This window comes from Streptomyces sp. CC53, from assembly GCF_001865245.1.
Lineage (GTDB): Bacteria > Actinomycetota > Actinomycetes > Streptomycetales > Streptomycetaceae > Streptomyces.
In genome coordinates this window covers 96,589-111,007 of sequence record NZ_MKXB01000157.1, presented here as the reverse complement: position 1 = coordinate 111,007, position 14,419 = coordinate 96,589, and the positions used below count along the sequence as shown (strand labels likewise).

12 protein-coding genes are annotated in these 14,419 nt (G+C 72.1%); 4 read left to right on the top strand and 8 right to left on the bottom strand.

Going from position 1 to position 14,419, the window contains the following annotated elements; genetic code table 11:
• Positions 1 to 49: 49 nt before the first annotated feature.
• The 5 genes from pgl to tkt are packed head-to-tail and all read right to left on the bottom strand — an operon-like array spanning position 50 to position 6,701.
• Positions 50 to 832: a 6-phosphogluconolactonase gene (gene pgl / locus BJP40_RS18280; protein WP_071281269.1), complete on the bottom strand. Its 783-nt coding sequence runs from the start codon at positions 830 to 832 to the stop codon at positions 50 to 52.
• Complete coding sequence (gene opcA, locus BJP40_RS18275) at positions 829 to 1,935, bottom strand: glucose-6-phosphate dehydrogenase assembly protein OpcA (protein WP_071281268.1); 1,107 nt, start codon at positions 1,933 to 1,935, stop codon at positions 829 to 831. The genes pgl and opcA overlap by 4 nt, the downstream gene beginning before the upstream one ends.
• On the bottom strand, positions 1,932 to 3,455 hold the full coding sequence (gene zwf / locus BJP40_RS18270; RefSeq protein WP_071274714.1) for a glucose-6-phosphate dehydrogenase: 1,524 nt from the start codon (positions 3,453 to 3,455) through the stop codon (positions 1,932 to 1,934). Before zwf ends, opcA begins: the two co-directional genes overlap by 4 nt.
• A 4-nt stretch (positions 3,456 to 3,459) precedes the next feature.
• A complete protein-coding gene (gene tal / locus BJP40_RS18265) occupies positions 3,460 to 4,578 on the bottom strand; it encodes a transaldolase (protein ID WP_071274717.1) in 1,119 nt (372 codons plus the stop codon).
• A gap of 35 nt (positions 4,579 to 4,613) precedes the next feature.
• Positions 4,614 to 6,701 carry a transketolase gene (tkt, locus tag BJP40_RS18260; protein WP_071281267.1) on the bottom strand — a complete coding sequence of 696 codons (2,088 nt, stop codon included), beginning with the start codon at positions 6,699 to 6,701 and terminating at the stop codon, positions 4,614 to 4,616.
• 433 nt (positions 6,702 to 7,134) lie between these two features.
• On the opposite strand from tkt, the gene BJP40_RS18255 reads away from it, so the two are divergent.
• Together BJP40_RS18255 and BJP40_RS18250 are read left to right on the top strand one after the other, a co-directional pair.
• Positions 7,135 to 8,109 carry a heme o synthase gene (locus BJP40_RS18255; RefSeq protein WP_071274738.1) on the top strand — a complete coding sequence of 325 codons (975 nt, stop codon included), beginning with the start codon at positions 7,135 to 7,137 and terminating at the stop codon, positions 8,107 to 8,109.
• A 111-nt stretch (positions 8,110 to 8,220) separates the two neighbouring features.
• The gene (locus tag BJP40_RS18250) at positions 8,221 to 8,556 is read left to right on the top strand and encodes a hypothetical protein (RefSeq protein WP_071281266.1); all 336 of its coding nucleotides are present in this window, start codon (positions 8,221 to 8,223) and stop codon (positions 8,554 to 8,556) included.
• A 428-nt stretch (positions 8,557 to 8,984) separates the two neighbouring features.
• Here the strand turns inward: BJP40_RS18250 and BJP40_RS18245 are convergent, their stop codons facing one another.
• The 3 genes from BJP40_RS18245 to BJP40_RS18235 all read right to left on the bottom strand — a co-directional run bounded on the left by BJP40_RS18245 (position 8,985) and on the right by BJP40_RS18235 (position 11,823).
• Positions 8,985 to 9,953, bottom strand: a complete 969-nt coding sequence (locus tag BJP40_RS18245; RefSeq protein WP_071281265.1) for a heme A synthase — start codon at positions 9,951 to 9,953, stop codon at positions 8,985 to 8,987.
• Positions 9,954 to 10,049: 96 nt separating this feature from the next.
• Complete coding sequence (locus BJP40_RS18240; RefSeq protein WP_071281264.1) at positions 10,050 to 10,817, bottom strand: ABC transporter permease; 768 nt, start codon at positions 10,815 to 10,817, stop codon at positions 10,050 to 10,052.
• Between the two features lie 79 nt (positions 10,818 to 10,896).
• A complete protein-coding gene (locus tag BJP40_RS18235; protein WP_071281263.1) occupies positions 10,897 to 11,823 on the bottom strand; it encodes an ABC transporter ATP-binding protein in 927 nt (308 codons plus the stop codon).
• 311 nt (positions 11,824 to 12,134) lie between these two features.
• On the opposite strand from BJP40_RS18235, the gene BJP40_RS18230 reads away from it, so the two are divergent.
• Entirely contained in the window at positions 12,135 to 12,923 is a 789-nt protein-coding gene (locus tag BJP40_RS18230; RefSeq protein ID WP_071281262.1) for a metalloregulator ArsR/SmtB family transcription factor, read from the top strand.
• Positions 12,920 to 14,335: a Fe-S cluster assembly protein SufB gene (gene sufB, locus BJP40_RS18225; RefSeq protein ID WP_071274903.1), complete on the top strand. Its 1,416-nt coding sequence runs from the start codon at positions 12,920 to 12,922 to the stop codon at positions 14,333 to 14,335. Before BJP40_RS18230 ends, sufB begins: the two co-directional genes overlap by 4 nt.
• The last annotated feature ends 84 nt before the right edge of the window (positions 14,336 to 14,419 follow it).

Below are 14,419 nucleotides of genomic sequence, written 5' to 3'. Positions count from 1 at the left end.
CCGCGCACGCAGCAGCGCGCGCGGACCGGGCCTCCGGTACGACCGTCCGTCAGGGCTGCGCCGACGGGTACAGCGACCGGGGCAACTGGGACGCGGCCGCCGCGTCCAGCAGCCACAGGGTGCGGGACCGCCCGTAGGCACCCGCCGCGGGCGCCTGGAGTTCACCCGCGCCGGACAGGGCCATCGCCACCGCCTTCGCCTTGTCCTCGCCGGCCGCCAGCAGCCACACCTCGCGGGCGGCCCGGATCGCCGGGAACGTCAGCGACACCCGGGTCGGCGGGGGCTTGGGCGCGCCGTGCACGCCCACCACCGTGCGCTCCGCCTCCCGCGCCGCCGGGTGCTCGGGGAACAGCGACGCCACATGTGTGTCGGGGCCCACGCCCAGCAGCAGCACGTCGAACGAGGGCACCGGACCGTGGTTCTCCGGTTGCGCCGCCGCGGCCAGTTCCTCCGCGTACGCGGCGGCCGCGGCGTCCGCGTCCGCGCCGTACGGGCCGTCCGACACCGGCATCGTATGCACCCGCACCGGGTCCAGCGGCACACTGTCCAGCAGCGCGGCCCGCGCCTGCGTGTCGTTGCGGTCGGGGTCGCCCTCCGGCAGGAAGCGCTCGTCACCCCACCACAGGTCGAGCCGCGACCAGTCGACCGCGTCCCGGGCGGGGGCCGCCGCCAGCGCGGCCAGGAGGCCGTTGCCGTTGCGGCCGCCGGTCAGCACCACCGACGCCGAGCCGCGGGCGGACTGGGCGTCGACGATCCGGGTGATGAGCCGGGCCGCGGCGGCCTGGGCCATCAGCTCCTTGTCGCGGTGGACGACGAGCCGGGGTGCGCTCACTTCGCCGCCGCCTTCTTCGCCGGGGACTTCTTCGCGGCGGAGCCCGACTTCCCGGCGGTGGCGTCGGCCTTGCCGCCGTCCCCCGCCCCGTCCCCGGCTCCGGTCTCCGCGCCGGCCGCCGCCGGGGCGCCGGCGGTGCCGCCCGTCCCGGCACCCCCGCCCGTCGGCTCGGGGGCCTGATCGACGAGCCGGTCCACTCCGAACCGCAGCGCGGAGGCGTAGATGTCGTCCGGGTCGAGCCGCCGCAGCTCCTCGGCGATCAGCTCGGACGTCTCGCGGCGCTTGAGCGCCACGGCACGGTCCGGCTGCTCGTGGATGGACAGCGTCGCCAGCGAGCCGTTGGGCCGGTCGAGGACGATCGGCCCGCAGCTCGTCGCCAGGCGCACGGCCGTCAGCCCGGGGCCCTTCGACGGGGAGCGCCGCACCGAAACGTTCAACCGGTCGGCCAGCCACATGGCCAGCAGCTCCACGCTGGGGTTGAACTCCTCGCCCTCGACCTCGGCCGCGGTGACCTCGCACACGACCTGGTCCAGCGCCGCGGCCAGCATCGAGCGCCACGGCGTGATCCGGGTCCAGGACAGGTCCGTGTCCCCCGGCGTGTAGGCCGCGGAGCGGTCCTTCAGCTCCCCGATCGGGTCCTCGGCGTTGTACGTGTCGGTGACGCGGCGCTGGCCGAGCGCGCCCAGCGGGTCGTTGGCCGGGTCGGTCGGCGCGTTCACCGGCCACCAGACCACCACGGGCGCGTCCGGCAGCAGCAGCGGCAGCACCACCGACTGGGCGTGGTCCACGACCTCGCCGTACAGCCGCAGGATCACCGTCTCGCCGGTGCCCGCGTCGGCGCCCACCCGCACCTCGGCGTCCAGGCGTGCCTTGGCCCGGTCGCGCGGAGACCGCGCGACCCGCTTGATCACGACCAGGGTCCGCGACGGGTGCTCCCGGGACGCCTCACTGGCGGCCTTGAGCGCGTCGTACGCGTTCTCCTCGTCCGTGACGATGACCAGGGTCAGCACCATGCCGACAGCCGGCGTGCCGATCGCGCGCCGCCCCTGCACCAGCGCCTTGTTGATGTTGCTGGAGGTGGTGTCCGTCAGGTCGATCTTCATGGCCGGCGCCAGCTCCGTCCGTCTCGTGCGAGCATCTCGTCCGCCTCGGCCGGCCCCCAGGTGCCCGCCTGGTACTGCGCGGGCCTGCTGTCGCGGTCCCAGTACTCCTCGATGGGGTCCAGGATCCGCCAGGACAGCTCGACCTCCTCCACGCGCGGGAAGAGGTTGGCGTCGCCGAGGAGGACGTCCAGGATCAGCCGCTCGTACGCCTCGGGGCTCGACTCGGTGAACGACTCGCCGTACGCGAAGTCCATCGACACGTCCCGGACCTCCATCGAGGTGCCGGGGACCTTCGACCCGAACCGCACGGTCACGCCCTCGTCCGGCTGGACGCGGATGACCAGGGCGTTGTGCCCCAGCTCCTCCGTCGCGGTGTGGTCGAACGGGGAGTGCGGCGCCCGCTGGAACACCACCGCGATCTCGGTGACCCGGCGGCCCAGGCGCTTGCCAGTCCGCAGGTAGAAGGGGACGCCCGCCCAGCGGCGGTTGTCGATGCCCAGCTTGATCGCGGCGTACGTGTCGGTCGTGGAGGCCGGGTCGATGCCCTCCTCCTCCAGGTAGCCGACGACCCGCTCGCCGCCCTGCCACGCGGCCGTGTACTGCGCGCGGACCGTGGAAGCGCCGAGGTCCTTCGGCAGCCGGACCGCGCCCAGCACCTTGGTCTTCTCGGCGGCCAGCGCGTCCGCGTCGAACGACGCCGGCTCCTCCATCGCGGTCAGCGCCAGCAACTGGAGCAGGTGGTTCTGGATGACGTCGCGGGCGGCGCCGATGCCGTCGTAGTAGCCGGCCCGGCCGCCGATGCCGATGTCCTCGGCCATCGTGATCTGCACGTGGTCGACGTACGACCGGTTCCAGATCGGCTCGAACAGCGTGTTCGCGAACCGCAGCGCAAGGATGTTCTGGACCGTCTCCTTGCCGAGGTAGTGGTCGATCCGGAACACCTGGTCCGGGGTGAACACCTCGTGGACGATCCGGTTCAGCTCCTGCGCCGACGCCAGGTCGTGCCCGAACGGCTTCTCGATGACCGCGCGGCGCCAGCACCCGTCCTTCTGGTCCGCCAGCCCGTGCTTCTTCAGCTGCTGCACGACCTTCGGGAAGAACTTCGGCGGCACCGACAGGTAGAAGGCGAAGTTGCCGCCCGTGCCCTGCGCCTTGTCCAGCTCCTCCATGGTCGCGCGGAGCTGCTCGAACGCCTCGTCGTCACCGAAGTCGCCCTGCACGAACCGCATGCCCTGGATGAGCTGCTGCCAGACCTCCTCGCGGAAGGGGGTCCGGGAGTGCTCCTTCACCGCGTCGTGGACGACCTGGGCGAAGTCCTCGTTCTCCCAGTCGCGCCGGGCGAACCCGATCAGCGAGAAGCCCGGCGGCAGCAGCCCCCGGTTCGCGAGGTCGTACACCGCGGGCATCAGCTTCTTGCGTGACAAGTCACCCGTGACACCGAAGATGACCAGGCCCGACGGCCCCGCGATACGCGGGAGCCGTCGGTCCGCGGCGTCACGCAGCGGATTGCTGCTCTGCAAGGCCCTACGCCTCCGTAGGGGCGAGGCGCTTCAGCTCCGCCTCCGTCGACTTGAGCAGGTCGTTCCAGGACGCCTCGAACTTCTCGACGCCCTCCTCCTCCAGCAGGCCCACCACGTCGTCGTAGCCGATGCCCAGCTTCTCGACGGCGTCCAGGTCGGCCCGCGCCTGCTCGTACGTGCCGGCGATGGAGTCGCCGCGGATGTCACCGCGCTCGGCGGTGGCCTCCAGCGTCGCCTCCGGCATGGTGTTCACCGTGCCGGGCGCGACCAGCTCGTCCACGTACAGCGTGTCCTTGTACGCCGGGTCCTTCACCCCGGTCGAGGCCCACAGCGGGCGCTGCTTGTTGGCCTGGGCCCGGTCCAGCGCCTCCCAGCGCTCCGACCCGAAGACCTCCTCGTACGCCTGGTAGGCGAGGCGGGCGTTGGCGAGGGCGGCCTTGCCGCGCAGGGCCTTCGCCTCGGCGGTGCCCAGGTTGTCCAGGCGCTTGTCGATCTCGGTGTCCACGCGGGACACGAAGAAGGACGCCACCGAGTGGATCTTCGACAGGTCCAGGCCGCGCTCCTTGGCCTTCTCCAGCCCGGCCAGGTAGGCGTCCATGACCTCGCGGTAGCGCTCCAGCGAGAAGATCAGCGTCACGTTCACGCTGATGCCGAGGCCGATGACCTCGGTGATCGCCGGGAGGCCCGCCTTCGTGGCGGGGATCTTGATGAGCGTGTTCGGCCGGTCGATTAGCCACGCCAGCTGCTTCGCCTCGGCGACCGTGGCGCGCGTGTTGTGGGCCAGTCGCGGGTCGACCTCGATCGACACGCGGCCGTCCTGGCCCTGCGTCGCGTCGTACACCGGGCGCAGGATGTCGGCGGCGTCGCGGACGTCCGCCGTCGTGATCATCCGGATGGCCTCCTCGACGGTCACCCGGCGGGCCGCGAGGTCCTCCAGCTGGCGGTCGTAGCCGTGGCCCTCGGAGATCGCCTTCTGGAAGATCGACGGGTTGGTGGTGACACCCACCACGTGCTGCTGGTCGATCAGCTCCTGGAGGTTCCCCGAGGTGATCCGCTTGCGGGACAGGTCGTCCAGCCAGATCGCGACGCCTTCGTCGGAGAGGCGCTTGAGTGCGTCTGTCATGAGAGATGCATCTCCTACTAGTACTCGTACGGGCGTCAGCGTGCCGTGGCCGCGATCGATTCCCGGGCGGCGGCGGCGATCGCCTCCGGGGTGAAGCCGAACTCGCGGAACAGCAGCTTGCCGTCCGCGGAGGCACCGAAGTGCTCCAGCGACACGATGCGGCCCGCATCGCCCACGTACCGGTGCCAGGTCAGCCCGATGCCGGCCTCCACCGCCACGCGCGCCTTCACGGACGGCGGCAGCACCGAGTCCCGGTACCCCTGCTCCTGCTCCTCGAACCACTCGACGCACGGCATCGACACGACACGCGTCGGCACGCCGTCCGCCTGCAGCTGCTCGCGCGCCGCCACGGCCAGGTGCACCTCGGAACCGGTGGCGATCAGCACGACCTCCGGTGCGCCGCCCTCGGCGTCGAGGAGCACGTAGCCGCCCTTGGCGGTGTCCTCGTTCGGCTCGTACGTCGGCACGCCCTGCCGGGTCAGCGCCAGGCCGTGCGGGGTGCCCTTGCCGAACTCCTTCGTCCACCGCTTGAGGATCTCGCGCCAGGCGATGGCCGTCTCGTTCGCGTCGGCCGGGCGGACCACGCTCAGGCCGGGGATCGCGCGCAGCGACGCCAGGTGCTCCACCGGCTGGTGGGTCGGGCCGTCCTCGCCGAGACCGATCGAGTCGTGCGTCCACACGTAGGTCACCGGCAGGTGCATCAGCGCCGACAGCCGGACCGCGTTGCGCATGTAGTCGGAGAACACCAGGAAGGTGCCGCCGAAGATCCGGGTGTTGCCGTGCAGCGCGATGCCGTTCATCTCGGCGGCCATCGCGTGCTCGCGGATGCCGAAGTGGATGGTCCGGCCGTACGGGTCGGCCTCCGGCAGCGGGTTGCCCCCGGGCAGGAACGACGACGTCTTGTCGATCGTCGTGTTGTTCGAGCCGGCGAGGTCGGCGGAGCCGCCCCACAGCTCGGGGATCACGCCGCCCAGCGCCTGGAGGACCTTGCCGGAGGCGGCGCGGGTGGCGACGCCCTTGCCCGGCTCGAAGACAGGGAGCCTGTCCTCCCAGCCCTTGGGCAGCTCGCCCGCGGAGATCCGGTCGAACTCGGCGGCGCGCTCCGGGTTGGCGGCACGCCACTCCTGGAGGTCCTTCTCCCACGCGGCGCGGGCCTCGCCGCCCCGGTCGCCGAGCTTGCGGGTGTGGCCGATGACCTCGTCCGACACCTCGAAGGCCCGCTCCGGGTCGAAGCCCAGCACGCGCTTGGTCGCCGCGACCTCCTCGTCGCCCAGCGCGGAGCCGTGTGCCGCCTCGGTGTTCTGCGCGTGCGGCGCCGGCCAGGCGATGATCGACCGCATGGCGATGAAGGAGGGGCGCTCCGTCTCGGCCCTGGCCGCCTGGATCGCCGCGTACAGCGCCTCGGGGTCGAGGTCGCCGTTCTCCTTCTGCTCCACGCGCTGCACGTGCCAGCCGTACGCCTCGTACCGCTTCATCGTGTCCTCGGACACGGCGGTCTCGGTGTCGCCCTCGATCGAGATGTGGTTGTCGTCCCACAGCATGACCAGGTTGCCGAGCTTCTGGTGCCCGGCCATCGACGACGCCTCGGCGGCGATGCCCTCCTGGAGGCAGCCGTCACCGGCGATGACGTACACGAAGTGGTCGAACGGCGAGGTGCCGGGCGCCGCCTCCGGGTCGAACAGGCCGCGCTCGTAGCGGGCGGCCATCGCCATGCCGACGGCGTTGGCGACGCCCTGGCCCAGCGGGCCGGTCGTCGTCTCGACGCCCTTGGTGTGGCCGTACTCGGGGTGGCCGGGCGTCTTCGAGCCCCAGGTGCGGAACGCCTTGAGGTCGTCCAGCTCCAGGCCGAAGCCGCCCAGGTACAGCTGCGTGTACAGGGTCAGCGAGGAGTGCCCCGCCGAGAGCACGAACCGGTCGCGGCCGGTCCAGTCCGGGTCGGACGGGTCGTGGCGCATCACCTTCTGGAAGAGCGTGTACGCGGCGGGGGCCAGGCTCATGGCCGTACCGGGATGGCCGTTGCCGACCTTCTGTACGGCGTCCGCGGCCAGGACACGGGCGGTGTCGACGGCACGCTGGTCCAATGCGGTCCACTCGAAGTCTGTGGTGGTCGGCTTGGTGCTCACCCTAGGTCAGGGCTCCTCTCCACATGTCGCATGCCGATGACGTTCGGTCGCACCGGCCGCTGCCGAGCCTATCCCGTCACCAGGCCCGATTTTCCGGCCTGGGACCGGGTGCCGCCACCCGCGCGGGGCCGTGTGCACCAGGTGTTCACCGGGGTCGCTCATCCGATCGCTCATCCGTCGCCCGTCCCCCTCGGACCCGCTCATCCGAGCGCTCGTACGAGGAGGGGAGACGCCCTTCTGAGCCGCCCGCGCACGGCGGCCCCCGCGCCCCGCTCCCGACGCGGCGGCCGCCGCCGCCCGGTCAACACGACCCACCCCCCGCGACGGGCGGCCATCGGGCAACGTCTACAGTGGCGTGGTACGCGCGAGTCCTCACCGGTCCTTACACGTCACAGGACACGGGCTCGCTGGGATGTCTCTGTCAGGGGTGTGCGTGACGGCCGTCGAATCCCGTCCAGCGGGTGGGGGTACCTCCCACGCCCTTGGGGCAGTCGGGGAGCTGGAAGCAAGCCCGGCCCATCGGCCGTTCGGTGCCCGCGTCAAGGCGTTCGTGGCGCTGACCAAGCCGCGGATCATCGAGCTTCTGCTGATCACGACGGTCCCGGTGATGTTCCTCGCCGAGCAGGGCGTGCCGGACCTGTGGCTGGTGCTGCACACCTGCTTCGCCGGTTACCTCTCCGCCGGCGGCGCCAACGCGCTCAACATGTACATCGACCGGGACATCGACGCCCTCATGGACCGCACCTCCCAGCGGCCGCTGGTGACGGGCATGGTCTCCCCGCGCGAGGGCCTCGTCTTCGGGCTCGCCCTCGCCGTGGTGTCGACGCTCTGGTTCGGCGTCTTCGTCAACTGGCTGTCGGCGTGGCTGGCCCTCGGTGCGCTCCTCTTCTACGTCGTCGTCTACACGATGATCCTCAAGCGCCGCACCGCGCAGAACATCGTGTGGGGCGGCATCGCCGGCTGCATGCCGGTCCTGATCGGCTGGTCGTCCGTCACGGACTCCATGTCGTGGGCCGCCGTGATCCTCTTCCTCGTCATCTTCTTCTGGACGCCGCCCCACTACTGGCCGCTGTCCATGAAGGTGAAGGACGACTACGCCCGCGTGGGCGTGCCGATGCTGCCCGTCATCGCCTCCAACAAGGTCGTCGCCCGGCAGATCGTCCTCTACAGCTGGGTCATGGTGGCCGTATCCCTGCTGCTCCAGCCGCTCGGCTACACCGGCTGGTTCTACACCGCGGTCGCACTGGTCACCGGCGGCTGGTGGCTGTGGGAGGCGCACGCCCTGCAGAACCGCGCCCGCTCCGGCGAGACCGGCGCGGGGCTGAAGGAGATGCGCCTCTTCCACTGGTCGATCACCTACGTGTCGCTGCTCTTCGTCGCGGTGGCCGTGGACCCCTTCCTGAGGTAGCGGACCGACCGGGGCCCCGAGCCCCCGACGAGCACCCGCGGGCGGGCCGCGTGGCCAAGGCCACGTGGCCCGCCCGTCGCACGTTGATCTACCCGGAAGTAGCATCGCCCTATGGCAGACACCACCAAGCAGGGCGGCAAGCAGGCCGAGCGAACGGCGGCGAAGCTCGCCAAGCAGATCCAGGCGTTCGCGCGGCAGCACGGCGGCGCGGAGGGCCAGCTCTCCTACATCGGCCAGGCCGGCACCCGCATCGTGCTCGTCGGCGCGGACGGCGGCTGGGGCGACCTCGTCGCCCCCACCGGGGACATCGCCCGGGCCGCGGCGGAGAAGGCGGGCCTCACCCTGCACGAGTCGTTCGACGGCGAGTTCGCCGCCAAGGTCCGCACCGGTCCGTACGAGTGGAGCCGCATGGCCGGCATCCAGCTCGGCGGAAAGACGGACGACTGAGCCCGGCCGGCAACCGACCCGGACGATCGGCGGGGCACCGGTCCCGCACCACGCTCAGCAAGGCACCACTTCGCCGGGGCGTCGTCGGGACGTGTGGCACACGACGTAACGACGCACCCGTGCGGCCGCGAGGCCGCGCCCGGCGGCAGGGAGCCCTCGCGATGATCGACACCCCGGCGCTGGTGGACCACTACTGCCACGGGGTGCTGCGCGCGGAGCTGGGCCTCGGCACCTTCGAGGCGCAGCTCGGCCGGGGCGCCCGCCTCGGGCACCACGTCCTTCGACACCCGGGCCCGACTTCGCGGTGCGCCGCTGGCGCCCCCGCCGTTCGGGCTCGGGGCGCCGCGATGGCCGCAGCGGGGAGCGCGCGGCGGGCAACGGGCTGGATCGGTGGACCGCCCGGCGGAGCCAGGTGGCTGCGGGAACCCTCAGGCGCCCGCGGGCAACGCCACACCCTCCGTCCGGGCAGGGGCCGCGGCCGCGGGGTCGGAGGGGCGCTCGCGGGTGGCCAGGGCCAGGCGCAGGACCGCGACCCACAGGAGGGCCGAGCCGAGCATGTGGGCGCCCACGAGCACCTCGGGGACGCCGTTGAAGTACTGGACGTAGCCGATGGCGCCCTGCAGGGCCAGCACCACCAGCAGGTCCCGCGCGCGGGCGCGGATGTCGTCCGGGGCGTCGACCACCCGCAGGGCGACGAACAGGGCGACGGCCAGCAGGACCACCAGCCAGGCGAAGGCCGCGTGGACCTGTGCCACCCGCTCGTAGTCGAACGGCATCCGCGGGACGTCGCTGCTGTCGCCCGCGTGCTCGCCGGAGCCGGTGACCCCCGTACCGGCCACGATCAGCACCGCGGACGCCGCCACCAGGGCCCAGCCCAGCTTGCGGACCGGCCCCGGGACCCGCGGCCTGGGCGCCCCGTCGCCCTCGCCGGCGCGGATCCAGGTGAGGGTCGCCACGGTCAGCAGCAGGTTCGCCGCGATGAAGTGACCCGCGACGATCCACGGGTTGAGCTCCATCCAGACCGTGATGCCGCCGAGGACGGCGTTGAGCAGCACGACCCAGAACTGCACCCAGGCCAGCCGGCTCAGGCGCCGGCGCCGCGGCTTCACCGAGCGGCTCGCGACGATGGCCCAGCCGACGGCCGCCGACAGGACGTACGTCAGCAGCCTGTTGCCGAACTCGATGGCGCCGTGGATGCCCTCCTCCGGCGTCGCGAAGAGGCTGTCGTCGGTGCACTTCGGCCAGGTGTCGCAGCCGAGGCCGGAACCGGTGAGCCGGACGGCGCCGCCGGTGACGATGATCAGGACGGACATGACGACCGCTGCGAGGGTGGCGCGCCGGAGCGTCCTGGGGGAGGGGGTCCAGCGTCGGGCAATCAAGGCGAGGGGGGTCAACACGGGCCTATCGTAGGCGGCCGCTTGTGAGAGCGTTCACGAGGGTCCCCCCTGCGTCCGCAGCCGCTGGAAGAACCGCCGGCCCCGCCGGACGGACCGCTACTCCCACCGGAAGAACCGTCCCGCCGCGCCCAGCCCCGCCACGGCCCAGGCGGCCAGCACGGCGAGGGCGCCCCACGGCATGCCGGCTCCGTCCTGGAGCACGTCCCGCAGCCCGCCCGAGAGCGCCGAGATCGGCAGCAGCTCCAGGACGGCCCGGGCGGCGTCCGGGAACTTGTCCAGCGGCACCACCACCCCGCCGCCCACGAGGAGCAACAGGAAGACGAGGTTCGCCGCGGCCAGCGTCGCCTCCGCCCGGAGCGTGCCCGCCATGAGCAGCCCGAGCCCCGAGAACGCCGCGGTGCCCGCCACCAGCAGCAGGAGCACCGCCAGCGGGTTGCCGTGCGGCGACCAGCCGAGCGCCAGGGCGATCGCCGTCAGGAGCAGGATCTGGAGCACCTCCGTGACCAGCACGCTCAGCGTCTTCGCGGTCATGAGCGCCCAGCGCGGCAGGGGAGAGGCGCCGAGCCGCTTGAGCACGCCGTACCGCCGCTCGAAGCCGGTGGCGATGGCCTGCCCGGTGAAGGCGGTCGACATCACGGCCAGCGCCAGCACGCCGGGGGCGAGGAAGTCCACCGCCCGGCCGTCGCCCGTGTCGACGATGTCGACGGTGGAGAACAGCACCAGCAGCAGCGAGGGGATGACGACGGTGAGCAGCAGCTGCTCGCCGTTGCGCAGCAGCATGCGCGTCTCCAGTGCCGCCTGCGCGGCGATCATCCGCCCGACGGGCGCCGCCCCCGGCCGGGGGGTGTGGGTACCCGTGCTCATCCGTGCTGCTCCTTGCCGGTCGGTCGCGGGCCGTGTGCGTGCGCGGGGCGGCTCCCGGGGCCCCGGCGGGTCCGGTGGTTCACGCCCGCAGCTCCTTGCCCGTCAGTTCCAGGAAGACGTCCTCCAGCGTGTGCCGCTCCACCGCGATGCGGTCCGGCATCACCCCGTTCTGGGCGCACCAGGTGGTGACCGTGGCCAGCAGCTGGGGGTCGATCGTGCCGCGGATGCGGTACGCGCCGGGGGCGACCTCCGCGGCCGCCGTGCCGTCGGGGAGAGCCTTCAGCAGGGAGCCCAGGTCGAGGCCGGGGCGTCCGGCGAAGCGCAGGGAGTCCTCGGCGCCGCCGCGGCACAGCTGCTCGGGCGTGCCCTGCGCGGCGACCCGGCCGCCGTCGATGATCGCCACGTCGTCGGCGAGCTGTTCGGCCTCGTCCATGAAGTGGGTGGTGAGGACCACCGTCACGCCGTCGGTGCGCAGCTCGCGCACCAGGTCCCAGGTGGCGCGGCGGGCCTGCGGGTCGAGGCCGGCCGTCGGCTCGTCGAGGAACACCAGCTCGGGGCGGCCGACCACGGCCAGGGCCAGGGCGAGCCGCTGCTGCTGGCCGCCGGAGAGCCGCCGGTAGGGCGTGCGGCCGCAGGACCCGAGGCCGAGGCGCTCGATGAGGGCCCCCACGTCGAGGGGGTGGGCGTGCAGGCGGGCCATGTGGCGGAGCATCTCGTCGGCGCGGGCGCCCGAGTAGACCCCGCCGGACTGGAGCATCACGCCGATGCGCGGGCGCAGCTCACCCGCTTGGCGCACCGGGTCGAGGCCCAGGACGGAGACCGTGCCCGCGTCGGGCTTGCGGTAGCCCTCGCAGGTCTCGACGGTGGTGGTCTTGCCGGCTCCGTTGGGGCCGAGGACGGCGGTGACGGTGCCCGCGCGGACGTCGAGGTCGAGCCCGTCCACCGCGGTCTTCGTTCCGTACCGCTTGACCAGGCCCCGTACCCGGACGGCGGACTCGTATCGCATGGGTACGCAGTCTAAGGAGCCGCGGCGGGCGCCCGGCCCTCAGGTTCCGGCCACGCGGCGGTGGCCCGGCGCGGGTGGCGGGGTAGCCCGGGCGTGGCCGCCCGGTCGGCCGCCTGGGCCTCTCCGGCCTGCTCAGAGGCGGTCGGGGGTGCCGCGCGGCGCCGCCGCCGACCGGTTCGCGCCGGCCGTCGAAGCTGCCGAATATGATCGTTTCCGCAGGTCAGGTTAGGTTTCCCTAAGTGATGTACGGCACGAGGGGTCGCTCCGGGCCTGGCTTGTCACCCTCTTCTGAATTACGCAACAATGGCGTTGTGAAAAACGTCGGTGCGACCCCCGCTGCCCCTGGGGAGGAGCTCGCGACCGGGGAGCGGTCCACCCGCAACCGGGTCGCGCGGTCCATCCTGGGCCACGGGCCGTCCACCGTGGCGCAGCTCGCGGAGCGGCTCGGCCTCACCCAGGCCGCCGTGCGCCGGCACCTGGACGCCCTGGTCGCCGACGACGTCGTGGCTCCGCGGGAACAGCGCGTGTACGGCGCGCGTTCACGTGGCAGGCCCGCGAAGGTGTTCGCGCTCACCGACTGCGGCCGGGACGCCTTCGACCAGTCGTACGACCGGCTCGCCGTCGACGCCCTGCGCTGGATCGAGCAGAACGCCGGGGGCGAGGCCGCCGTGGCCGCCTTCGCCCGCGACCGCGTGGAGGCCCAGATGGAGGGCTACCGCGAGGCCGTCGAGTCGGTGCCGCCGCAGGAGCGCGCCGCGGCGCTGGCCAGGGCGCTGAGTGCCGACGGGTACGCTGCGACGGCACGCAAGGCCCCGGCCGGTCAGGTCGGCCAGCAGTTGTGCCAGCACCACTGCCCGGTGGTCCACGTCGCGGAGCGGTACCCGCAGCTCTGCGAGGCGGAGACGGAGATCTTCTCCCGTCTGCTCGGCACCCATGTCCAGCGCCTGGCGACCATCGCGCACGGCGACGGGGTCTGCACCACCTTCATCCCGCACGGCGACCCGCAGCAGCCGCCGCGGAGCACGGCGTCACGCACCACGACGAAGACTTCTCCACCAGCATCAGCATCCGTAAGCACGGCCGGGAGGAACCCCGCATGACCACCGAGATCAGCCACCCCGAGCTTGAGGGCCTGGGTCGGTACGAGTACGGCTGGGCCGACTCCGACGCGGCCGGCGCCACCGCCAAGCGCGGCCTCAACGAGGACGTCGTCCGCGACATCTCCGCGAAGAAGAACGAGCCGGAGTGGATGCTGAAGCTGCGGCTGAAGGGTCTGCGCCTCTTCGGCAAGAAGCCCATGCCGACCTGGGGCTCCGACCTCTCCGGCATCGACTTCGACAACATCAAGTACTTCGTCCGGTCCACCGAGAAGCAGGCCGCCTCCTGGGAGGACCTGCCGGAGGACATCAAGAACACGTACGACAAGCTCGGCATCCCGGAGGCGGAGAAGCAGCGCCTCGTCGCCGGTGTCGCCGCCCAGTACGAGTCCGAGGTCGTCTACCACCAGATCCGCGAGGACCTGGAGAGCCAGGGCGTCATCTTCCTCGACACGGACACCGCGCTGAAGGAGCACCCGGAGCTCTTCCAGGAGTACTTCGGCACGGTCATCCCGGTCGGCGACAACAAGTTCGCCTCGCTGAACACCGCCGTGTGGTCCGGCGGCTCCTTCATCTACGTCCCGCCGGGCGTCCACGTGGACATCCCGCTCCAGGCCTACTTCCGGATCAACACCGAGAACATGGGCCAGTTCGAGCGCACCCTGATCATCGTCGACGAGGGTGCCTACGTGCACTACGTCGAGGGCTGCACCGCGCCGATCTACTCCTCCGACTCGCTGCACAGCGCCGTCGTCGAGATCATCGTGAAGAAGAACGCGCGCTGCCGCTACACGACCATCCAGAACTGGTCGAACAACGTCTACAACCTCGTCACCAAGCGCGCCGTGGCGTACGAGGGCGCGACCATGGAGTGGGTCGACGGCAACATCGGCTCCAAGGTCACCATGAAGTACCCGGCCGTCTACCTCATGGGCGAGCACGCCAAGGGCGAGACCCTGTCCATCGCCTTCGCGGGCGAGGGCCAGCACCAGGACGCCGGCGCCAAGATGGTCCACATGGCGCCGAACACGTCCTCCAACATCGTCTCCAAGTCGGTGGCGCGAGGCGGCGGCCGCACCTCCTACCGCGGTCTCATCGAGATCGGCGAGGGTGCCCCGGGCTCCAAGTCCAACGTGCTCTGCGACGCCCTGCTCGTCGACACGATCTCCCGCTCCGACACGTACCCGTACGTCGACGTGCGCGAGGACGACGTGTCCATGGGCCACGAGGCGACCGTCTCCAAGGTCTCCGAGGACCAGCTCTTCTACCTGATGAGCCGCGGCCTGTCCGAGGACGAGGCCATGGCCATGATCGTGCGCGGCTTCGTCGAGCCGATCGCCAAGGAGCTGCCGATGGAGTACGCCCTGGAGCTCAACCGGCTGATCGAGCTGCAGATGGAGGGCGCGGTCGGCTGACGCCCCCGCACCCGCGGCCGGGCGCGGCCCCGCCGCGCCGCGCCCGCGCGGCCGCACGACTTGACGACGCACGCACGTAGGAAG